The 19847-nt window shown below is 63.3% G+C and carries 21 protein-coding genes, 1 tRNA gene and 2 pseudogenes; 6 read left to right on the top strand and 18 right to left on the bottom strand.

Features of this window, described 5'->3' with window-relative positions; genetic code table 11:
• The first annotated feature begins 105 nt into the window (after window positions 1–105).
• A complete protein-coding gene (locus LPB260_RS11935) occupies window positions 106–1539 on the top strand; it encodes a M48 family metalloprotease (RefSeq protein WP_208708934.1) in 1434 nt (477 codons plus the stop codon).
• Between the two features lie 55 nt (window positions 1540–1594).
• On the opposite strand, the gene nadA is transcribed toward LPB260_RS11935, so the two are convergent.
• The 16 genes and pseudogenes from nadA to aspS form a co-directional block, all read right to left on the bottom strand.
• Window positions 1595–2653, bottom strand: a complete 1059-nt coding sequence (gene nadA, locus LPB260_RS11930) for a quinolinate synthase NadA (protein ID WP_208708933.1) — start codon at window positions 2651–2653, stop codon at window positions 1595–1597.
• A gap of 112 nt (window positions 2654–2765) precedes the next feature.
• Window positions 2766–2841 (bottom strand) — tRNA-Lys (locus LPB260_RS11925).
• Between the two features lie 57 nt (window positions 2842–2898).
• Window positions 2899–3573: a 7-cyano-7-deazaguanine synthase QueC gene (gene queC / locus LPB260_RS11920; RefSeq protein WP_208708932.1), complete on the bottom strand. Its 675-nt coding sequence runs from the start codon at window positions 3571–3573 to the stop codon at window positions 2899–2901.
• Window positions 3574–3575: 2 nt separating this feature from the next.
• Complete coding sequence (gene queE, locus LPB260_RS11915; protein ID WP_208708931.1) at window positions 3576–4223, bottom strand: 7-carboxy-7-deazaguanine synthase QueE; 648 nt, start codon at window positions 4221–4223, stop codon at window positions 3576–3578.
• A gap of 118 nt (window positions 4224–4341) precedes the next feature.
• Window positions 4342–5154, bottom strand: coding sequence for a tol-pal system protein YbgF (ybgF, locus tag LPB260_RS11910; protein WP_208708930.1), 813 nt, complete (start codon window positions 5152–5154; stop codon window positions 4342–4344).
• A gap of 6 nt (window positions 5155–5160) precedes the next feature.
• Window positions 5161–5658 carry a peptidoglycan-associated lipoprotein Pal gene (gene pal / locus LPB260_RS11905; protein ID WP_208710192.1) on the bottom strand — a complete coding sequence of 166 codons (498 nt, stop codon included), beginning with the start codon at window positions 5656–5658 and terminating at the stop codon, window positions 5161–5163.
• A 49-nt stretch (window positions 5659–5707) separates the two neighbouring features.
• Window positions 5708–7009 (bottom strand): Tol-Pal system beta propeller repeat protein TolB, encoded by a 1302-nt coding sequence (gene tolB / locus LPB260_RS11900; RefSeq protein WP_208708929.1) that lies wholly within the window; start codon window positions 7007–7009, stop codon window positions 5708–5710.
• Complete coding sequence (gene tolA / locus LPB260_RS11895) at window positions 7006–7995, bottom strand: cell envelope integrity protein TolA (protein WP_208710189.1); 990 nt, start codon at window positions 7993–7995, stop codon at window positions 7006–7008. Before tolA ends, tolB begins: the two co-directional genes overlap by 4 nt.
• Window positions 7992–8444, bottom strand: coding sequence for a protein TolR (tolR, locus tag LPB260_RS11890; protein WP_208708928.1), 453 nt, complete (start codon window positions 8442–8444; stop codon window positions 7992–7994). The genes tolA and tolR overlap by 4 nt, the downstream gene beginning before the upstream one ends.
• Before the next feature lie 30 nt (window positions 8445–8474).
• A complete protein-coding gene (gene tolQ, locus LPB260_RS11885) occupies window positions 8475–9146 on the bottom strand; it encodes a protein TolQ (protein WP_208710187.1) in 672 nt (223 codons plus the stop codon).
• 4 nt (window positions 9147–9150) lie between these two features.
• Window positions 9151–9631, bottom strand: a pseudogene (ybgC, locus tag LPB260_RS11880) (tol-pal system-associated acyl-CoA thioesterase).
• 50 nt (window positions 9632–9681) lie between these two features.
• On the bottom strand, window positions 9682–10734 hold the full coding sequence (gene ruvB / locus LPB260_RS11875) for a Holliday junction branch migration DNA helicase RuvB (protein WP_208708926.1): 1053 nt from the start codon (window positions 10732–10734) through the stop codon (window positions 9682–9684).
• Between the two features lie 150 nt (window positions 10735–10884).
• Window positions 10885–11490 carry a Holliday junction branch migration protein RuvA gene (ruvA, locus tag LPB260_RS11870; protein WP_208708925.1) on the bottom strand — a complete coding sequence of 202 codons (606 nt, stop codon included), beginning with the start codon at window positions 11488–11490 and terminating at the stop codon, window positions 10885–10887.
• A gap of 21 nt (window positions 11491–11511) precedes the next feature.
• A complete protein-coding gene (gene ruvC, locus LPB260_RS11865; protein ID WP_208708924.1) occupies window positions 11512–12036 on the bottom strand; it encodes a crossover junction endodeoxyribonuclease RuvC in 525 nt (174 codons plus the stop codon).
• A 175-nt stretch (window positions 12037–12211) separates the two neighbouring features.
• The gene (locus LPB260_RS11860) at window positions 12212–12961 is read right to left on the bottom strand and encodes a YebC/PmpR family DNA-binding transcriptional regulator (RefSeq protein WP_208708923.1); all 750 of its coding nucleotides are present in this window, start codon (window positions 12959–12961) and stop codon (window positions 12212–12214) included.
• An 83-nt stretch (window positions 12962–13044) separates the two neighbouring features.
• Window positions 13045–14820, bottom strand: a complete 1776-nt coding sequence (gene aspS / locus LPB260_RS11855; RefSeq protein WP_208708922.1) for an aspartate--tRNA ligase — start codon at window positions 14818–14820, stop codon at window positions 13045–13047.
• Window positions 14821–15116: 296 nt separating this feature from the next.
• Here aspS and LPB260_RS11850 point away from each other — a divergent pair, with 296 nt between their 5' ends.
• From LPB260_RS11850 to LPB260_RS11835, 5 genes and pseudogenes are all read left to right on the top strand, one after another.
• Window positions 15117–16235, top strand: a complete 1119-nt coding sequence (locus tag LPB260_RS11850) for an HD domain-containing phosphohydrolase (protein ID WP_208708921.1) — start codon at window positions 15117–15119, stop codon at window positions 16233–16235.
• A gap of 133 nt (window positions 16236–16368) precedes the next feature.
• Entirely contained in the window at window positions 16369–16839 is a 471-nt protein-coding gene (locus LPB260_RS11845; protein ID WP_208708920.1) for a Dps family protein, read from the top strand.
• Between the two features lie 112 nt (window positions 16840–16951).
• Window positions 16952–18019: a GGDEF domain-containing protein gene (locus LPB260_RS11840; RefSeq protein ID WP_208708919.1), complete on the top strand. Its 1068-nt coding sequence runs from the start codon at window positions 16952–16954 to the stop codon at window positions 18017–18019.
• Between the two features lie 168 nt (window positions 18020–18187).
• A pseudogene (locus LPB260_RS29180) lies at window positions 18188–18508 on the top strand (cold shock domain-containing protein membrane protein); the annotation flags it as partial.
• 24 nt (window positions 18509–18532) lie between these two features.
• On the top strand, window positions 18533–18790 hold the full coding sequence (locus LPB260_RS11835) for a cold-shock protein (RefSeq protein ID WP_256625652.1): 258 nt from the start codon (window positions 18533–18535) through the stop codon (window positions 18788–18790).
• A 55-nt stretch (window positions 18791–18845) separates the two neighbouring features.
• Here LPB260_RS11835 and LPB260_RS11830 read toward each other — a convergent pair whose 3' ends face one another.
• Window positions 18846–19052, bottom strand: coding sequence for a SlyX family protein (locus LPB260_RS11830; RefSeq protein WP_208708918.1), 207 nt, complete (start codon window positions 19050–19052; stop codon window positions 18846–18848).
• Window positions 19053–19055: 3 nt separating this feature from the next.
• Window positions 19056–19478 (bottom strand): HIT domain-containing protein, encoded by a 423-nt coding sequence (locus LPB260_RS11825; RefSeq protein ID WP_208708917.1) that lies wholly within the window; start codon window positions 19476–19478, stop codon window positions 19056–19058.
• Between the last annotated feature and the right edge of the window lie 369 nt (window positions 19479–19847).

Below are 19847 nucleotides of genomic sequence, written 5' to 3'. Positions count from 1 at the left end.
CCACCCTCCGAGATAGACCCATAGGATACCGAAGGCCGCACAGCCCTGGCCAGGCGAACACCTGCGCGGCTACAGTATCGCCTTTGTCCGCCAAGAGCCCCGTGCATGAATGTTCTGCGCCCTACCCTGTTGACGCTCGCCTGCCTGCTCGCCCTGCCGGCAACCGCCAGCGATCTGCCATCGCTCGGCGATGCCAGCTCCTCGCTGGTTTCGCCCCAGCAAGAACACCAACTCGGGCGCGCCTGGCTCGGCCTGCTGCGCGGACAGATCAGCCAGCTGTCCGACCCGCAACTCAAGGAGTTCGTCGAGAGCAGCGTCTACCGCCTCAGCGAAACCAGCCAGCTGCAGGACCGCCGCCTGGAGTTCGTCCTGCTCGACAGCCCGCAGATCAACGCCTTCGCCGCGCCCGGCGGAATCATCGGGGTCAACGGCGGGCTGTTCCTCTATGCCCAGACCGAAGCCGAGTACGCCTCGGTCATGGCCCACGAACTGGCACACCTGTCGCAGCGCCACTTCGCCCGCGGCCTGGAAGCCCAGCAGCGCATGCAGGTACCGATGATGGCAGCGATGCTGGCCGGCATAGTCGCCGCCGCCGCCGGCGCCGGAGACGTCGGCATCGCCACCATCGCCTCGACGCAGGCGGCGGCGATCCAGGAACAACGGCGCTTTTCCCGGCAGAACGAGCAGGAAGCCGACCGCATCGGCCTGGTCAACCTGGAGAAGGCCGGCTTCGATCCGCGGGCCATGCCGAGCATGTTCGAGCGCCTCATGCGCCAGTACCGCTACGACCGCAAGCCACCGGAATTCCTCCTCACCCACCCGGTCTCCGAATCGCGCATCGCCGATACGCGCAACCGCGCCGAGCAGCATGCCGGCGGCGGCATCAAGGACAGCCTGCGCTACCAGCTGATGCGCGCCCGGGTCAGCCTGATCTACGAAGGCACTCCTGGCCTTGCCGCCAAGCGCTTTCGCAGCATGCTCGAGGAGAACCCCAAGCTCGATGCGGCACGCTACGGCCTGGCCTTGGCGCAGATCAAAGGCGGCCAACACCAGCAGGCGCGTGAGACGCTGCAGCCGCTGCTGCAGAACGAGCCGAACGATCCGACCTACAACCTGGCACAGATCGAGCTGGACATCGCCGCCAGCCGTCTCGATGAGGCCCAGGCGCGCATCGAGCGGCTGCTCGCGCTGTATCCGAACAGCTACCCGCTGCAACAGGCCCGTGTCGACCTGCTGCTGAAGCAGGGGCGCGCGCAGGACGCTGAGCGCGCCCTCGACGAACTGCTGAAGAGCCGCGCAAAGGATCCGGATATCTGGTACCTGGTCGCCGAGGTTCGCGGCCTCAGCGGCAACACCGTCGGCCTGCACCAGGCCCGCGCCGAGTACTTCGCCCTGGTCGGCGATTTCGACGAGGCCATCGAACAGCTCGACTTCGCCAAGCGCCGCGCCAGCAACAACTTCCAGCTGGCTTCACGCATCGACGCGCGGCAGCGCGAACTGATGGAAGATCAGCGCATGATCGAACAGATGCTGCGCTAGGCAGACAGCAAAAAGCCCGGACTCACCGGGCTTTTTTGTACCTGCTGCACCGCCGTCAGGCGTTGCCGGCCAGCTTCAGGCGTGCCGCCTGGGTGAAGTCCAGCATGCGCTTGAGCGGCCTGATCGCCCGCGGGATCAACGCCGGATCGACATGAATCTCGTTGCTGCCTTCACGCAGGCAGGCCAGGGTCCGCTCCAGAGTATTCATCGCCATCCACGGGCAGTGCGCGCAGCTGCGGCAGGCCGCGCCGTTACCGGCGGTCGGCGCCTCGACGAATTCCTTGTCCGGGCACAGCTGCTGCATCTTGTAGAAGATGCCACGGTCGGTGGCGACGATGAAGGTCTTGTTCGGCAGGGTCTGCGCCGCCTTGATCAACTGGCTGGTGGAGCCCACCGCGTCGGCCAGTTCGATCACCGCGGTCGGCGACTCCGGATGCACCAGCACCGCGGCGTCCGGGTACAGCGCCTTCATGTCTTCGAGCTGCTTGGCCTTGAACTCCTCGTGAACGATGCAGGCACCGTCCCACAGCAGCATGTCGGCCCCGGTCTTGTTCTGGATATAGCGCCCCAGGTGCTGATCCGGCGCCCAGATGATGCTCTCGCCGTTGTCCATCAGGTGCTCGACGATCTCCACCGCGCAGCTCGAGGTCACCACCCAGTCGGCCCGCGCCTTCACCGCCGCCGAGGTATTGGCATAGACCACCACGGTACGCTGCGGGTGCTGGTCGCAGAACGCGGCGAACTCGTCCACCGGGCATCCCAGGTCCAAGGAACAGGTCGCCTCGAGCGTCGGCATCAGCACACGCTTTTCCGGATTGAGGATCTTTGCCGTCTCGCCCATGAACTTGACGCCGGCCACCAGCACCGTCTGCGCCGAGTGCTGATTACCGAATCGGGCCATCTCCAGGGAGTCGGAGACGCAACCACCGGTCTCCTCGGCGAGCGCTTGCAGCACCGGATCGCAGTAGTAGTGAGCGACCAGCACGGCGTTCTGCTTTTTCAGCTCGGCGGCGATCTCGGAGCGGTAGAAGGACTCTTGCTCGGGCGTCAGCGGCTTGGGCTGCTTGGCATCGAGATGAGCTTGAACCAGGAGGCGTTCGGAAATCTGCGTCATGTCATAAGGCCCTGTGAAGGTCTATTCAGAGCGGAGTTCTAGTATACCCGCCAGGAGAATGTGCGAGAGCAGACAGGACGGGAACACGGGGAGGCACTACGAGGAAGGAGGTTGGTGGGTCGTGTAGGATTCGAACCTACGACCAATTGGTTAAAAGCCAACTGCTCTACCAACTGAGCTAACGACCCAACGCGAGGCGTATAATACTGATTTAATTCAGAAAAACAACACCTCGTGAAAACTTTTTAGCAGTAGCGGGTGGGATCGGCGACGCCGGCCCCAACAAAGCCCGCAGCGCGCAGGCGGCAGCTGTCGCATTTGCCACAGGCGCGGCCATCCGCGTCGGCCTGGTAGCAGGACACGGTCAGCGCGTAATCCACACCATGCTGCAGGCCGGCCTGGATGATCTCGGCCTTGCTCATATCCTGCAGCGGGGCCTGAATGCGGAAGCCCTGCCCTTCGACCCCGACCTTGGTCGCCAGGTTGGCCAGGCGCTCGAAAGCCTCGATGAACTCGGGGCGACAGTCCGGGTAGCCGGAATAGTCCACCGCGTTGACCCCGATGAAGATATCCCGCGCGCCCAGCACTTCGGCCCACCCCAGCGCCAGGGACAGGAACACGGTATTACGCGCCGGCACATAGGTAACGGGAATGCCCTCGCTGGGCGACTCCGGCACCTCGATACTGCTGTCGGTCAGGGCCGAACCGCCGATGCCGTCGAGACTGAGGCCAATGACCTTGTGCTCGATCACGCCCAACTGCCTGGCTACTCGCTCGGCCGCCTGCAGTTCGGCTCGATGGCGCTGACCATAGTCGAAGCTCATGCTGTAGCAGGCATAGCCCTGGGCCTTGGCCAGCGCCACCACGGTGGCCGAATCCAGGCCACCAGAGAGAAGAATGACGGCTTTCTTATCGCTCATGCTCAATGCCCCGGCTCATCGTCCCAGAGGATCTTGTGCAACTGCATCTGCAGGCGCACAGGCAGGTTGTCGGTCACTATCCAGTCGGCCAGCGCGCGCGCATCCAGCTCGTGATGACTGGGCGAGAACAACACCTCGCCGGCACGCTCATGCAGGCGGTACTGGATCAGCTTGGTCACCGCCCAGTCATAGTCCTCGCGGGAGCAGATGACGAACTTGACCTGATCGTTGCTCGTCAGCAATTCGATATTCTCATATCGATTGCGCGCCACTTCGGCCGATCCGGGCGTCTTGAGATCAAGCACCCTGCTGACCCGCGGATCGACCGCCGACACATCCAGGGCGCCACTGGTTTCCAGCGACACCTCGTAGCCAGCATCGCACAGGCGCTCGAGCAAGGGGATGCAGTTCGGTTGCGCCAGCGGCTCACCACCCGTCACGCAGATGTAGCGCGGCTTGTAGCGCGCGACCTGCTCGACGATGGCGTCCAGGGACATGATCTCGCCACCACTAAAGGCATAGGCGGTGTCGCAATACTGGCAGCGCAGGGGACAGCCGGTGAGGCGTACGAACACGGTCGGCAAGCCGGCAGTGCGCGTCTCCCCCTGCAGCGAGTAGAAAATCTCGGTAATTCGCAGGGTTTCTTGCATATCAGCCACGGGCGTGACGGCTAAACAGGCCATCCGCCTCCGTTGCGGGAAAGGGGGCGCCGATTCTAACGAAAAAACCCGCGCTAGGCGCGGGTTTTCTTGATCGACGATTCAGCTTCTAGGGCAAGCGCTGCAGATCGCGCTGCGCCAGCTGGGCAGCCGAACTTCCGGGATACTGGGCGATGATCTGGCGCAAAATGCCCTTGGCCTTGTCGGCATTACCCAAGCGTTGCTCCACATCGGCCAACTTGAACAGCGAATCCGGCACCTTGGCGTGCTGCGGGTAGGCCTGACTGACCCGGGCAAAGGCCTGGCCGGCAGCCTGCAGGTCGCCCTTGGCCAGGTTCACCTCGCCCAGCCAGTACTGGGCATTGCCGGCGTACTGACTGTTCGGATACTTGCGCAAGAAGGCGCCGAAGGCCTGGCTGGCCTTGTCGAAGTCCTTGGCCTTGATCAGGTCGAAGGCAGCGTCATAAAACAGCTTTTCCTTCTCCGGATCGGCGGGGCCGCTTGCCGCGGGCGCCTGAGCAATAGGGGATTGAGATACGCCGCCGGCACCAAGGGAGCCGTCGGAGGGGGAATTCTGAGCGGCCGCAGCACTTGCGGAACCACTGTTCAAGCGTCGATCAAGATCCTGGTAACGCTCCAGGCTTTCCTGCTTCAAACGCTGGATTTCGTATTGCTGCTCTTCGAGCAGACCACGCAGCTGCGCGATCTCCTGCTGCATCTGCTGCAGCTGGGTGAACATCATGCCCTGCGCCGAGGCAGGGGCTTCCGCCCCTCCCCCGACGTAGGCGCCAGTCGTGCCGTAACCGGCGGGCGGATAGCTGCCGCCATAAGCGGCATCGTTATCCACCACGGGAACCTCGGCCCAGGCCGCGAGCGGCAGGCAGAGGGCCAAAACGGTCACAACACGACGGCTACTACGCATGGCAAATTACTTGCGCAGTTCGACGCGGCGGTTCTGAGCCCAGGACTGCTCGTCGTTGCCAGTGGCAATCGCACGCTCTTCGCCGTAGGAAACCAGTTCCAGCTGAGCCGGGGAAACGCCCTGCAGCACCAGGTAGCGCTGAACGGCCTTGGCACGACGCTCGCCCAGGGCGATGTTGTACTCGCGGGTACCGCGCTCGTCAGCGTGGCCTTCCAGAACGACGCGAGCGCCGTTGCCTTTCAGGTCCTTGGCGTGAACGTCCAGAGCGCGCATGGCTTCCGGCTTCAGGTCGGAGCTGTCGTACTCGAAGTAGAAGGTGGTGATAGCGCGCAGAGCAGCTTCTTCGCTCAGGCTGCCGTCAACGGCACCGGTGTTTGCGCCGTAACCGGCGTTCGGATCAATCGCGCCTTCACCAGCAGCGTCACCGCCCTTCGAGGAGCAACCTACAGCCACGGCCAGAGCCAGGCTCAGAGCAGCAAATTTGCCGAATTTCAGCATTTCCATCATGTAACCCCAAATGTGTTAAGCAAAAGTTTAAAGGTAAAACGCCGCATCAGTTCAGGTAGGGGGACCAGGAAGGCTCTCGAACTTCGCCTTGAGCGGTAGGAAGAGGGAGCCTCACACGTCCGTTGATGGACGCTAACATCAAGACTCCCCGACCCTGCTGGCGGGTGGCGTAGATTAGCATGGTGCCATTAGGTGCAACAGTGGGAGATTCATCCAAACTTGTATCAGAAAGGATGCGCGGCGCCCCACCGCGCGCCAGATCCATGGCAGCTACCTTGAACACGGTAAAACCATCCTGGCGATGGATCATCACCAGAGTCTTTTCATCAGCGGAAAGCTTCGGATTGGCGTTGTAGTTACCCACGAAGGTCACTCGATCCACCGCACCGCTGCTGATGTTGGTCTTGTAAATCTGTGGTTTGCCGGCGCGATCGGAGGTGAAGTAGATGGTCTGCCCATCCTTGCCCCAGAACGGCTCGGTATCGATGGCGTAGTGATTGGTCACGCGGCGCAGCTGGCGCGAGCCCATGTCCATCACGTAGATCTCCGGATTGCCATCACGCGACAGCACGAAAGCCAGGCGACTGCCATCCGGCGACCAGGACGGCGCGCCGTTCAAGCCCTCGAAATTGGTGATCTGCTCGCGACGACCGGTATCGATGTGCTGCACGAAGATACGCGGGCGCTTCTGCTCGAACGACACGTAGGCGATGCGACGGCCGTCCGGCGCGAAGGACGGCGACAGAATCGGCTCGCGCGATTGCAACAGGGTCACCGCGCGGGCGCCGTCGTAGTCAGAACGCTGCAGGGTGTAGCGGGTGTTGTTCACCGCGAAACGCTCGGCGGTGACATAGAGCATGCGGGTGGAGAATGCGCCCTTGACCCCGGTGAGCTTCTCGAACGCCAGGTCGGCGATATGGTGGGCCATGTCGCGCAGCTGGTCGACGCCACCGCCAACGCTACCGGTCAATACCTGCTGCTCGGTGGCCACGTTGAACAGGGCGAACTGCACCTGCAGGCGACCGCCGGCAGGCACCATGCTGCCGACCAGGACGTACTGCGCGCCGAGGGCCTTCCAGTCGCGGTAGATGACCTCGCTGGCCTGGGTCGGCAGGCTGATCATGTTCTGCCGTGGAATCGGCTCGAACACCCCGGAGTTGCGCAGGTCGTTGCCGACGATCTCAGCAATGTCCTCCGGCAGCACGGTGCCGCCCTGCCAGCCGAAGGGCACCACGGCGATCGGCGTGGCGCGATCGGTACCACTGGTAATCACCAGTGGATCAGCGGCCTGTACGCTGCCGACCAACAAGGTCAGCCCCAACAGGACGATACGCATCAAGGTGTTCACAGACCTAAATCCTCCGGTTTGAAGATGACGCGACGCTGCCGGTAAAGCCGGTCGAACGTGGCGCGATCAAGTTGTTGCATCTCGACGATACGCCCTACGTTGCGCACCGCTTGTACGGCGGAACTGTCGAAGGGCGCATCACCACTGCCACGGGTCACGCTGGCGTTGGTGATAGTGCCATCGGGCAGCATCTCGATGAGAATTTCCACACTCATGCCGTTACGCGCCGAAGGCGGCCTACGCCACTGCTCGCTCACCAGCCTGACGATCAAGTCATCGAGACTACCGGCAACCTGGTCGCCATGGGTCTCGGCCAGCGCCTGCTGGTGCTCCACATTATCCGAAAGCAGTTCGGCCAATGCCGCCGCCTTCTTGTCTTCGACGGCCTTGCGCGCCTGCTCGGCTGCCTTCTTCTTGGCATCGTCGGCGGCCTTCTTCTTCGCGGCCTCCGCTGCGGCCTTTTTCTTTGCCTCTTCGGCGGCTTTCTTTTTAGCCTCTTCGGCGGCCTTTTTCTTGGCGTCTTCGGCGGCTTTCTTCTTCGCCTCTTCCTCTGCCGCCTTCTTCTTGGCGATATCAGCCAGCTTCTTCTGCTCGGCCGCCTTGGCTGCCTCGGCCTGCTTGGCGGCTTCGGCCTTCTTCACCGCTTCGGCCTTTCGAGCCTCTTCGGCCTTCTTTTGTTCCGCTGCCTTGGCCGCCGCCTGCTTCTGCTGCTCGGCCTTCTTCAGCTCCAGCTGCTCGGTCTCGTACTGCGGCGCGGCGGTTTTCTTCGCCTCACCGGCAATCTTCTGATTGGTCTGGGTGGTCGCCTGGCTCTGCGACTTCAACTGATACAGGGTGGCCTGGACGATCGGCCTGGCCGGCGGCAGGTCCGGGGCAAAGGCAAAGCTGACGAACAGCATGGCGAACATCAGGACGTGCAGACTCACGGCCCAGACCACCGGCCAGAACAGGCTTTCCGAAGGAGAGCGCTCGCGCTGCTGCATCAGGGCGCCTCGGTGATCAGCCCGACGTTACCCACGTCGGCCTGCTGCAAGCCACTCATGGCCGCCATCACGGAACCGTAATCGACCGCCTTGTCGCCGCGCACGAAGACCTGCACCTGCTTGCCCTGGCTGCGGCTCTGGTTGAGGATGGCGGTGACCGCCCGGACCATCTCCTCGAGGGTCAGCGCCTGATCCTGAACGGTGTCGACATCGACTTCGGTGCCCATGTTCCAGTAGTAGGACTTGTCGGCCTTGATCGAAATGGTCAGCACCTGGGCGTCGTTATCCTGCGGCAACACCTCGCTGCTGACTTTCGGCAGGTCGACCTTGACCCCCTGGTTGAGCATCGGCGCGGTCACCATGAAGATCACCAGCAGTACCAACATCACGTCGATGTAGGGCACCACGTTCATCTCGGCGACCGGCTTGCGTCTGTTGCGAATTCTGGCCATGGCCTGAAACCTATCCTGAACGCCTGAGGCTTAGTCGTCGGTGGTATGCACTTTGCGGTGCAGGATCGCCTGGAACTCGTCGGCGAAGGTGTAGTAGCGACCGATCAGCATCTCGCCGCGGGCGGAGAAACGGTTGTAGGCGATCACCGCCGGAATCGCGGCGAACAGACCGATGGCCGTGGCGATCAGCGCTTCGGCGATACCCGGCGCCACGGTGGCGAGGGTGGCCTGCTGCACCTGGGCCAGGCCGCGGAAGGAGTTCATGATGCCCCACACGGTACCGAACAGGCCGATGTAGGGGCTGGTGGAACCGACGGTGGCAAGGAACGGCAGGCTCTGCTCGAGCTTTTCCTCTTCCCGCGAGATGGCCACGCGCATGGCCCGCGACACGCCGTCCATCACCGCGTCCGGATCGACGCCGGGCTGCTGGCGCAGGCGCGAGAACTCCTTGAAGCCGGCGCGGAAGATCTGCTCCAGACCCGAGTCCGGATCGGGGTTGCTACCGGCCTGACGATACAGCTTGGACAGGTCGATGCCCGACCAGAAACGCTCCTCGAACATGTCCAGGGCGCGCTTGGCCGCGCGCAGCAGGGTGCTGCGCTGAAAAATCATGACCCACGAGGTGACCGAGGCGGCCACCAGGGTCAGCATCACCAGCTGCACCACCAGACTGGCGTTGCTGATCAGGCTCCACATCGACATATGGTCAACGGCGTTGGCGTTGGCTTCCACGCTTACTCTCCTGCTCTAGATGGACCGGTGCCGCCCGTCTCGGCAAAGGCCGCTCGCAGCGTTTCGGGAATGGCCCGGGGTTTCAAATTGTCGGCGCGCACACAGGCCACCAAAAACTGCCCTTCACAGAGCAGCACATCATCCGCCACCCGCCTGACTTGCTGACGAAAGCGCAGGCTGGCGCGGTTCAAATCGATTACGTCGGCGCTCACCAGCAGTTCGTCGTCCAGGCGTGCCGGCGCGTGATAGCGCGCCTCGGTGGAATGCACGACGAACAACAGGCCCTCACCAGCCAGCGTCGATTGGGCGAAGCCCAGGTCGCGCAGCCGCTCGGTGCGGGCCCGTTCCATAAACTTGAGGTAATTGACGTAGTAGACGATGCCGCCGGCATCGGTGTCTTCGTAGTAAACACGACAACGATGAGCGAACGGCTGAACTCCGTTTTGCGCGCGCATACTCTAGTCTCAGCTCCTGCTCTTGCCAATCGGGTGCAGCAAGTATTTTTTCACGCATCACCACCATCGAATAAGTCCGCCACCGGCGCCTCGCCCATGCGTTTGGGGGTATTCAGGCCGAAATGCAGGTAGGCATGCCGGGTCACCACGCGCCCGCGCGGCGTGCGCATGATGTAGCCCTGTTGAATCAGGTAGGGCTCCAGCACATCCTCGATGGTATGGCGCTCTTCGCTGATGGCCGCCGCCAGGCTGTCGACGCCGACCGGGCCGCCATCGAACTTCTCGATCATGGCCAGCAGCAACCGGCGGTCCTGGTGGTCGAAGCCTCGCTCATCGACATCCAGCAGATTGAGCGCCAGGTCGGCGATCTGCCGGGTGATCTCGCCCTTGCCGCGCACCTCGGCGAAATCGCGCACGCGGCGCAGCAGGCGGTTGGCGATACGCGGTGTGCCGCGGGCGCGACGGGCGATCTCGAAGGCACCCTGGGCCTCGATCGGCAGGCCAAGAATCCCGGCTGACCGCCCGACGATGGTCGCCAGGTCCTCGACGCTGTAGAACTCCAGGCGCTGGACAATCCCGAAGCGGTCGCGCAGCGGGTTGGTCAGCATGCCGGCGCGGGTGGTGGCGCCGACCAGGGTGAAGGGCGGCAGGTCCAGCTTGATCGACCGCGCCGCCGGCCCCTCGCCAATCATGATGTCGAGCTGGAAGTCCTCCATCGCTGGATACAGCACTTCTTCGACTATCGGCGACAGGCGATGGATTTCATCGACAAACAGCACATCGCCCGGCTCGAGGTTGGTCAGCAACGCCGCCAGATCACCGGGACGCTCCAGCACGGGACCGGAGGTGCTCTTGATCGACACGCCCATTTCCTGGGCGATGATATTGGCCAGGGTGGTCTTGCCCAGGCCGGGCGGTCCGAAGATCAGCGTGTGGTCGAGCGCTTCCGCGCGGCCCTTGGCCGCCTGAATGAACAGCTCCATCTGCTCGCGCACATTTGGCTGGCCGATGTACTCGGCCAGCTTCAACGGGCGAATGGCGCGATCTACCTGTTCCTCACGTTCGCGGGGGCTGGCAGTGATCAGACGGTCGGCTTCTATCATCTGTGGCTCTGTATCGGAATAGGTTGGGGCGTCACGGCGAATGCCGTGCAGGCCATGAAGCGGCCACACTGGACGCCGTGAAACGGCAAATCAAGAGGCGGTACCCAGGCGCCGACGAACTCCACCGCTCGGCGTGAGCCAGGTCGCACGTTAGATCATGCCCTTGAGGGCGCGGCGGATCATGTCTTCACTGCTCAACCCTTCCTCCTTGATGGCCGAGACCGCGCGACTGGCTTCCTGGGGCTTGTAACCGAGGGAAATCAACGCGCTGACCGCATCATTCTCCGCGCTTGAGACTGCAGCGATGCCCTGAGGTTCCACCACCAGGGTGGCCATTCCGGGCACGGCCTCCCAGGCCTTGAAGCGCCCCTTCAATTCCACCAGCAGGCGCTCGGCGGTCTTCTTGCCGACCCCCGGCACCCTGACCAGGGCCGAGGTGTCCTGGGCCTGCACGCAGCGCACCAGCTCATCGACCTCCAGCCCGGACATCAGGGCCAAGGCCAGTTTCGGGCCGACGCCATTGAGACGGATCAGCTCGCGGAACAGCTCGCGCTCGCGCTTCTCGAAGAAGCCGTAGAGCAGGTGGGCATCCTCACGCACCACCAGATGAGTGTGCAGGGTCAACGACTCGCCCACCGCGGGCAGGCGGTAGAGAGTGGTCATGGGCACCTCCAGCTCGTAGCCGAGGCCATTCACATCCACCATCACATGGGGCGGCTGCTTCTCCGCCAGGGTGCCGCGCAAACGTCCGATCACCGAAATTTTCCTTGAGTAACGTTACAAACGAAGGCGACCGCTGCGCCGCTTCGCGCCGGACAGACCATGGGGAATCAGGCTCTGCCGGTGATGGGCGTGACACAGGGCGATGGCCAGGGCATCCGAAGCGTCGATCTGCGGCTTCTGCACCAGCTTGAGCAGGTGCATTACCATCATCTGCACCTGCTCCTTGTCCGCCCCGCCGCTGCCGGCGATCGCCTGCTTGACCTGGGTGGCGGTGTATTCGGCCACCTCCAGGCCCGCCTCGACCCCCGCGAGGATCGCCGCGCCGCGCGCCTGGCCGAGCTTCAGCGCCGAGTCGGCATTGCGCGCCATGAACACCTGCTCGATCCCCATGGTCACCGGACCGTAACTCTCGATCACCTCGCGCACCCCGCGAAACACGATCTGCAAGCGCTCGGGCAAGGCTCCGCTGCCGGTGCGGATACAGCCGGAGGCGACATATTCGCAACTGCGCCCGGTGTCGCGCACCACACCGTAGCCGGTGATGCGCGAACCGGGATCGATGCCGAGGATCAGGGTCATGACCGGTCTTCCATCCAGGCTGCCGAGACTTGCCGACAACCCTACTGTTTATTTATCCAGCTGGCGAGTATAGGGACTGACCCGCGCCCAGTCACCCGACCAACGCCCATAAAAAAGCCGGAAGCATTCGGGCACGCCTCACCCGATAGCTTCCGGCCCCTCAGTCCCGACTCGATCAGCCAAGCTGCTCCATGATCTCGTCGGGAATCTCGGCGTTGTGGTAGACGTTCTGCACGTCGTCGAGGTCTTCCAGCATGTCGATCAGCCTGATGACCTTCTGCGCGGTTTCCAGGTCCTCGATGGGCGCACCTATCGAGGGAATCATGGCGATCTCGGAGTCATCGCCCTTGAAACCGGCTTCGCCCAATGCCTCGTTGACCGCATGAAAGTCGCTGAAGGGGGTGTAGACCTCGACCGAACCGTCCTCACCGCTGACCACGTCGTCGGCACCGGCCTCCAGGGCGGCCTCCATCAGGGCGTCTTCGTCGACGCCCGGGGCGTAGCTGATATGGCCCTTGCGCTCGAACATGTAGGCCACCGAGCCATCGGTGCCGAGGTTGCCGCCGCACTTGCTGAACGCATGGCGCACTTCGGCGGCGGTGCGGTTGCGATTGTCGGTCATGGCCTCGACGATGATGGCCACACCGTTCGGCGCGTAACCCTCGTAGCTCAGCTCGACGACGTTGTCCGCCTCGTTGTTGCCCGCACCGCGGGCGATGGCGCGATCGATCACGTCACGCGACATGTTGGCGGTCAGCGCCTTGTCCACCGCCAGGCGCAGACGCGGATTGTCCGCCGGCACCGGGCCGCCGTGCTTGGCCGCAACGGTCAGTTCACGAATCAGCTTGGTGAAAATCTTGCCGCGCTTGGCGTCCTGACGCCCCTTGCGGTGCTTGATGTTGGCCCACTTGGAATGACCAGCCATACCTCACTCCATTTGCTTCGAATCAAATAGTACCGCCCCAAAAACCAAGGAGCCTGGAAAATCCAGGCTCCTGTCGGTACGGCTTATTCCGCCTTGGGCTGCTCGCGCAGACGGATGTGCAGCTCGCGCAGCGCCTTGTTGTCCACTTCGCCCGGCGCCTGGGTCATCACGCACGCGGCGCTCTGGGTCTTCGGGAAAGCAATCACTTCGCGGATCGACTGGGCGCCGGTCATCAGCATGACCAGACGATCCAGGCCGAAGGCCAGACCACCGTGAGGCGGGGCACCGAACTTCAGGGCGTCGAGGAGGAAGCCGAACTTCTCCTGCTGCTCATCCTCGCTGATGCCGAGCACGCGGAACACCGCCTGCTGCATGCCCTTGTCGTGGATACGGATGGAACCACCACCCAGCTCGGTGCCGTTGAGCACCATGTCGTAGGCGCGCGACAGGGCGACGGCCGGATTGGCTTCCAGCTCCTCGGCCGTGCAGTTCGGCGAGGTGAAGGGGTGGTGCAGCGACGTCAGGCTGCCGTCGTCGTTCTCCTCGAACATCGGGAAATCGACCACCCACAGCGGCGCCCACTCGCAGGTCAGCAGGTTCAGGTCGTGACCCAGCTTGATGCGCAGCGCACCCAGGGCCTCGCTGACGATCTTGGCCTTGTCCGCACCGAAGAACACGATATCGCCATCGACCGCGCCGACGCGATCGAGGATGACTTCGAGATTTTCCGCCGGGATATTCTTGACGATCGGCGACTGCAGCCCCTCGACGCCCTTGGCGCGCTCGTTGACCTTGATGTAGGCCAGGCCCTTGGCGCCGTAGATACCGACGAACTTGGTGTAGTCGTCGATCTGCTTGCGCGGCATGCTCGCCCCGCCCGGCACGCGCAGCGCGGCGACGCGGCAGGCCGGGTCGTTGGCCGGGCCGCTGAACACCTTGAACTCGACCTGCTGCAGCTGGTCGGCCACATCCACCAGCTCCAGCGGAATGCGCAGGTCCGGCTTGTCCGAGCCGTAGCGGCGCATGGCCTCGGCGAAGCTCATGTGCGGGAACTCGCCGAACTCCACGTCCAGCACTTCCTTGAACAGCTGGCGGATCATCTTCTCGGTGATGCCCATGATGTCGTGCTCATCGAGGAAGCTGGTCTCGATGTCGATCTGGGTGAACTCCGGCTGGCGGTCGGCGCGCAGGTCTTCGTCGCGGAAGCACTTGGCGATCTGGTAGTAGCGGTCGAAGCCGGCCACCATCAACAGCTGCTTGAACAGCTGCGGCGACTGCGGCAGGGCGAAGAAGCTGCCGGCGTGGGTGCGGCTCGGCACCAGGTAGTCGCGCGCGCCTTCCGGCGTGGCGCGGGTGAGGATCGGCGTCTCCACGTCGAGGAAGCCGTTGTCGTCGAGGTAGCGACGAATGCTGGTGGTGATGTTCGAGCGCAGCTTCAGCTTGGCCGCCATTTCCGGGCGACGCAGGTCGATGAAGCGGTAGCGCAGGCGCGTCTCCTCGCCGACGTCGGTGTACTCGTTGAGCGGGAACGGCGGGGTCTCCGCCTCGTTCAGCACTTCCAGCTCATAGCCCAGCACTTCGATGGCGCCGGAGGCCATGTTCGGGTTCACCGCGCCGGCCGGACGCAGGCGCACCTTGCCGGTGAGCTTGACCACATATTCGCTGCGCACCTTGTCGGCAGTGGCGAAGGTGTCCGCGCGATCCGGATCGAATACCACCTGGGCCAGGCCTTCACGGTCGCGAATATCGAGGAAGATCACCCCGCCGTGGTCGCGACGGCGGTGCACCCAACCGCAAAGGGTAACTTCCTGTCCGTCCAGGCTCTCGTTCAGTTGGCCGCAATAGTGGCTGCGCATCATGGTGGTAGTCGCTTCTCTTGAGTCTTGAATTCGTTGAGCCGCAGATCCTGCGGCGCGCTTGATCATTCCAGTGGCTTGCCGACGACCGGTTAGCCCAACCTGCAGGTGAACGCAGCACGCTCGGAAGTCCCGGAGCCCGAATGCGCCAGCGCCACCCGCGCGCCAGACAGCCTTCGACCGGAATGCTGCGGCAAAGCGCGGGATTATATATGGTTAGGCCGTGACATGCAGCCGCCAGCCCGCGCGCAACTGCCAAGCCTCTCTATACTCAGAACGGATTCCGGGGGAGACCGATCATGGCAACACCGCGCATCGCCGAAATGAGCAGCGACCAACTGGACGACTTTCGCCAGGAAGCCACCGAGCAGTTCCAGCGCTGCGAGCAACTGCTGATCGAACTGGAGCATGCGCCGGATGACGAGGAGCGACTGCGCGATCTGTTTCGCCAGGTCCACACGCTCAAGGGCAATCTCGGCATCGTCGGCCTGAGCGCCCTGATCCCCCTGCCGCAAGCACTGGAGGATGTGCTGGACCGCCTGCGCCAGACCCAGCTCGAGTTCGACAGCCTGCTGGGCGACATCCTGCTGCTCAGCCTGGATCACCTGAAGGAGCTGCTCGAACAAGCCTACGGCGGCCGGCCGGCACGCCTGAGCAGCGAACAGATCGACGCCCTCAGCCAGGCCCTGCGCATGCTGGCAGCCGCGCCGAGCGAGCGCCAGACAAGCGTGCGTCGAGCGCTGCTCGAACAACTCGACCCCAGCACCAGCCTGCTCGCCCCTGCCGAGCCAGGCGACCTGCCGGCCGCGGAGCTGGCAAAGCGGCACGGACTGGCGCTCGATGCGGATCTGATGTTCTTCCTCGAGCTGATGCAGGCCAGCGAACGCCGCTCGCACTACTGGCAAGGTCGCGGCATGCGCCAACTGGACCTGGCCCTGAGCATCAATCGCCTCGGCGACACCCCCGAAGATCCGGCCCAGCTGGCGGCCGCCGTGTGCCTGCATGACCTGGGCATGGCCTTTCTGCCACTGTCCATCCTGCACAAGAAGTCCCGCCTCACCGAGGAAGAGCGCACCCAGATACAGGCGCACCCCGACGTCGCCCACGACATGCTCAGGCGCATGCCCACCTGGACCACGGCAGCGCAGATAGTCCAGCAGCACCATGAGCATGCCGACGGCAGCGGCTACCCCAAGGGCCTCACGGAGAGTGAGACGCGACCCGGCGCGCTGATCCTCAATATCGTCGACACCTTCGATGCCCGCACCCACGAGCGGGCCCATCAGACCCTGAGCAAGCGACCGCTGCTGCGGGCGATCCTGGAGATCAACGGACTGGCCGGCAGCCAGTTCAGCGCCCACTGGGTCGACGCCTTCAATCGCACCCTGCACCAGGAGCCCGAGCTGGGACATCGCTGAATCCCCCGCGTCGAGCGCTGCCACTCTATCGCCTTCATTAATAGAGGCTACGGGCAAGCGCTGCCAAGCCCATGCTAGGCTGCCGATCTTTTCAGGGCGAGTTCGCCCCCAGCCAACTGAAAGGAGAAACGGCATGGAGATCAACATCGGAATAGCCGAGCAAGACCGCGCCGCGATTGCCGAGGGCCTGTCGCGACTGCTTGCCGATACCTACACCCTGTACCTGAAAACCCATAACTTCCACTGGAACGTCACCGGCCCGATGTTCAACACCCTGCACCTGATGTTCGAAGGGCAGTACACCGAACTGGCGCTGGCCGTCGACCAGATTGCCGAGCGCATCCGCGCGCTGGGCTTCCCGGCGCCGGGTACGTACGCAGCCTATGCACGCCTGTCCTCGATCAAGGAAGAAGAAGGCGTCCCGAGCGCGCCAGACATGATCAAGCAACTGGTGCAGGGCCAGGAGGCCGTGGTCCGCACCGCTCGCGGCATCTTCCCGCTGCTCGACAAGGTCAGCGATGAACCTACCGCCGACCTCCTGACCCAGCGCATGCAGGTACACGAGAAGACCGCCTGGATGCTGCGCAGCCTGCTGGACGCCTGAGCCAGGCCGATCACCGGCAAGGGGCCCACCCTCGCAGGCGGGCCTTTTGCTAGGCGCAGGGCACGGCGTTGTTCTATGCTTGGGCCATTCGCAGCCTGCCACAGTGACGTGCATGAGCCAGCCAAACAAAGCGCCTACCATCCTAGAGCTCTACCCCGAGGGAACCCGCGAATCGGCCGAACTCCTCAAGCAGGCGGTGCCGCTGATGATGCGTCACGACATTCCGCCGAGCCCACTGCATTACGCCCTCTGGTACAGCTACAGCAAAGGCGACGAACCGGAACTCAATCGCCGCCTGGACAAGATCGTCAACGACTTCGACAGTTTCCCCCCGGAAACGGCAGCCAAGCTCTTTCGCGACTTCATCATTCGCGGCGAGCTGGAAGAGGCACGCGCCGGCCAGCAGCAAGTCATCGAGCTGGTTGACGACATCGAAGGCGATATCTCGCGCAGCGTGGCCGGCAGCCGCAACTACCAACTGAGCCTGGAGCAGGGCCTGGCGGCGCTTCACGAACCGCTGATCGACGAACTGCCCCACGTCCTGACCGACCTGCAGCACAGCACCCAGCAGATGCAGGACCAGCACGAAAAATTTCTCTACCGCCTGCGCGCCGCCCAGGACGAGATCCAGCATCTGCGCAGCCAGCTCGAACGGGCCCACCTGGCCGCGACCCTGGACAGCCTGACCCGCGTCTTCAACCGCAACGCCTTTACTCGCCTGCTCGAACAGACATTGAACGGCGACCATCAGGGCGTCGCCCTGGTGATGCTGGACATCGACCACTTCAAGCAGTTCAACGACCAATACGGCCACCCGCTGGGCGACCGCGTGCTGCAGACGATCGGTCAACTGCTGCGTGACACCCTGCCTCCCCGCGCCATGGCTGCCCGTTATGGCGGTGAAGAGTTCTGCATCATCCTGCGCGAATGCTTCGACCTGGAAAGCGCCGGCGCCTTCGCCGAACAACTGCGTCTGAAGATCCAGTCCCTGCGAATCAAGGTCAGGCGAACCGATCAGGTACTCGACAGCATCACCGCCTCGTTCGGCTTTGCCCTTGCCGAAGCCGGAGACACGGTCGAAAGCCTGTTGACCCGTGCCGACGACGCGCTCTATCAAGCCAAGCGCAACGGCCGCAACCAGGCCCAGCCAAGCCCCACGAAAGCCGAAATCAGCGCCTGATTGAGTAGCCCTCTTCTTTGCTGTTAAATACGCCCGGTGCTGCCGCCCGAGCCTTCGGGTCGGCGCATAGGCTGATCCCGCACGCATCTTCAAAGCCCCTCATTCACGGCCAAGCATGCAGGGCCAGCTCTTCCTTGCGATTCTTTTATTAAAGCGAGCTCCGCAAACATGTTGAAAATTGTTCACCTTCTGACGGGCACGGCCGCGTTACTGCTGTCCTTGACGCCCAGCTTCGGTAGTACCGCCCAGCCATTTCTGCAGCATCCTGACGCCCTCTGCCTCGCCCTGTTCGGCCTGCTCAACCTGCTTCTGGCACCACAACTGCCCATCTGGCACGCCGGCTTGCGCCATCAATTGCAAAACCTGGTTTCCGCCGCGCTGATACTGGGTACCTTGCTGCAAGCGCTGATCCTGCTTGCCCCCCTTCCAATGATCGCCAACCTGCCGGCCACCCTGTTCAGCCTGCTCAGCATCCTGGCCGCCGTACTCCTTCACCTGGGCACCAACCTGCGCCTGCAAGTACGTACCCACAGCTCGACAGCCAGCAGCGCAGACCGCGAAACCGGCACGGTGAAGTGGTTCAACACCTCCAAGGGCTTCGGCTTTATCTCCCGCGACTCGGGCGACGATATCTTCGTGCACTTTCGCGCCATTCGCGGCGAAGGCCATCGGGTACTGGTCGAAGGTCAGCGCGTCGAGTTCTCCGTGATGCAGCGCGACAAAGGCCTGCAGGCGGAAGACGTCATCGCCGCCCTGCCCGCCCGCCGCTGAGCCGACACCCAACAAAAAAGCCCGCGAAATGCGGGCTTTTTTGTTGGCGCACCCATCAATAATGCGGTGGTGGCGCCTCGTCATCAGCTGCGTCGAGCTGCCCACCGATTTCCTCCTGGCGCTTGGCCAAGGCCTCCAATTGCAACTGCACGCGCTCAAGTACACGCTGTTGCGCCACCAATTCATCATTGAGGGCCTGAATAGTGTCGTCCTGGAACGCCAAACGGCTTTCCAACTCTGTAATGCGCGCTTCTACACTCATCGGTCACTCCTCAAAGCGGAAGTTGTCGGTCAGCACCAAGCGTAACTTAGCCTTGATCGCCGCCACCTGATCATCCCCATATGGTAGAGCCGGGTTTCTGCCCCATACCGGCGCTGGCCAGGCCGCGTCGCCACGTCGCCGCACTATGACATGCATATGCAGCTGACTGACCACGTTGCCCAGGGTCGCGATATTCATCTTGTCGGCAGCGAAGGTGTCCTTGAGCGTTTCGGCCAACAAGGTGATCTCCTGCCAGAGCGCCCGCTGATCGCCGGCATCGAGCTGAAACAATTCGCTGACCTCCTCACGACGCGGCACCAGAATGAACCACGGGTAGTGCGCATCGTTCATCAGCAGCAACCTGCACAGGGGGAAATCTCCGATTACCAGAGTGTCCTGCTGCAGACGTGAATCCAAGGCAAACATTCAAGCCTCTCCGCTCGACCAGTTAATAGGAACAGCTTAGCGCCAGAAACCCCAGGCGGGCGCACCAAGCCTGCACGCGCACAGGATACGTGGGAAAAGCTGCGGCTTCACACCCGCCAACCCAGCCCGCAGCCTCGCACCACCGCAAGCCACTGACCACACAGTCACCCGAGAGGCGCACCATAATGTTTCCTCCCGTAATACATACTGCGCCTGCGTTACCGCTAGCGCCCCGCCGGAACGAACAAAAGGCACGTGCGCGCCGGCCCGCAACAAAGCAAACAGCGGACGCTCCGCCTAGTCATCTGCCCTATCTAGTACTCCAACCCCCGCCAACACTGCACCTGGCGCCGATCTTCCAGGCGTCAT

Source organism: Pseudomonas sp. LPB0260, from assembly GCF_013388395.1.
Note: the sequence above shows the minus strand (reverse complement) of the source record. Positions and strands in the feature narration are given on the sequence as shown.

Coding starts and splice junctions, on each gene's coding strand:
- LPB260_RS11935 (WP_208708934.1), top strand. CDS start 106: ATGAATGTTCTGCGCCCTACCCTGTTGACGCTCGCCTGCCTGCTCGCC.
- nadA (WP_208708933.1), bottom strand. CDS start 2,653: ATGACGCAGATTTCCGAACGCCTCCTGGTTCAAGCTCATCTCGATGCC.
- queC (WP_208708932.1), bottom strand. CDS start 3,573: ATGAGCGATAAGAAAGCCGTCATTCTTCTCTCTGGTGGCCTGGATTCG.
- queE (WP_208708931.1), bottom strand. CDS start 4,223: ATGCAAGAAACCCTGCGAATTACCGAGATTTTCTACTCGCTGCAGGGG.
- ybgF (WP_208708930.1), bottom strand. CDS start 5,154: ATGCGTAGTAGCCGTCGTGTTGTGACCGTTTTGGCCCTCTGCCTGCCG.
- pal (WP_208710192.1), bottom strand. CDS start 5,658: ATGGAAATGCTGAAATTCGGCAAATTTGCTGCTCTGAGCCTGGCTCTG.
- tolR (WP_208708928.1), bottom strand. CDS start 8,444: ATGGCCAGAATTCGCAACAGACGCAAGCCGGTCGCCGAGATGAACGTG.
- tolQ (WP_208710187.1), bottom strand. CDS start 9,146: ATGTCGATGTGGAGCCTGATCAGCAACGCCAGTCTGGTGGTGCAGCTG.
- ruvB (WP_208708926.1), bottom strand. CDS start 10,734: ATGATAGAAGCCGACCGTCTGATCACTGCCAGCCCCCGCGAACGTGAG.
- ruvC (WP_208708924.1), bottom strand. CDS start 12,036: ATGACCCTGATCCTCGGCATCGATCCCGGTTCGCGCATCACCGGCTAC.
- LPB260_RS11860 (WP_208708923.1), bottom strand. CDS start 12,961: ATGGCTGGTCATTCCAAGTGGGCCAACATCAAGCACCGCAAGGGGCGT.
- aspS (WP_208708922.1), bottom strand. CDS start 14,820: ATGATGCGCAGCCACTATTGCGGCCAACTGAACGAGAGCCTGGACGGA.
- LPB260_RS11850 (WP_208708921.1), top strand. CDS start 15,117: ATGGCAACACCGCGCATCGCCGAAATGAGCAGCGACCAACTGGACGAC.
- LPB260_RS11845 (WP_208708920.1), top strand. CDS start 16,369: ATGGAGATCAACATCGGAATAGCCGAGCAAGACCGCGCCGCGATTGCC.
- LPB260_RS11840 (WP_208708919.1), top strand. CDS start 16,952: ATGAGCCAGCCAAACAAAGCGCCTACCATCCTAGAGCTCTACCCCGAG.
- LPB260_RS11830 (WP_208708918.1), bottom strand. CDS start 19,052: ATGAGTGTAGAAGCGCGCATTACAGAGTTGGAAAGCCGTTTGGCGTTC.
- LPB260_RS11825 (WP_208708917.1), bottom strand. CDS start 19,478: ATGTTTGCCTTGGATTCACGTCTGCAGCAGGACACTCTGGTAATCGGA.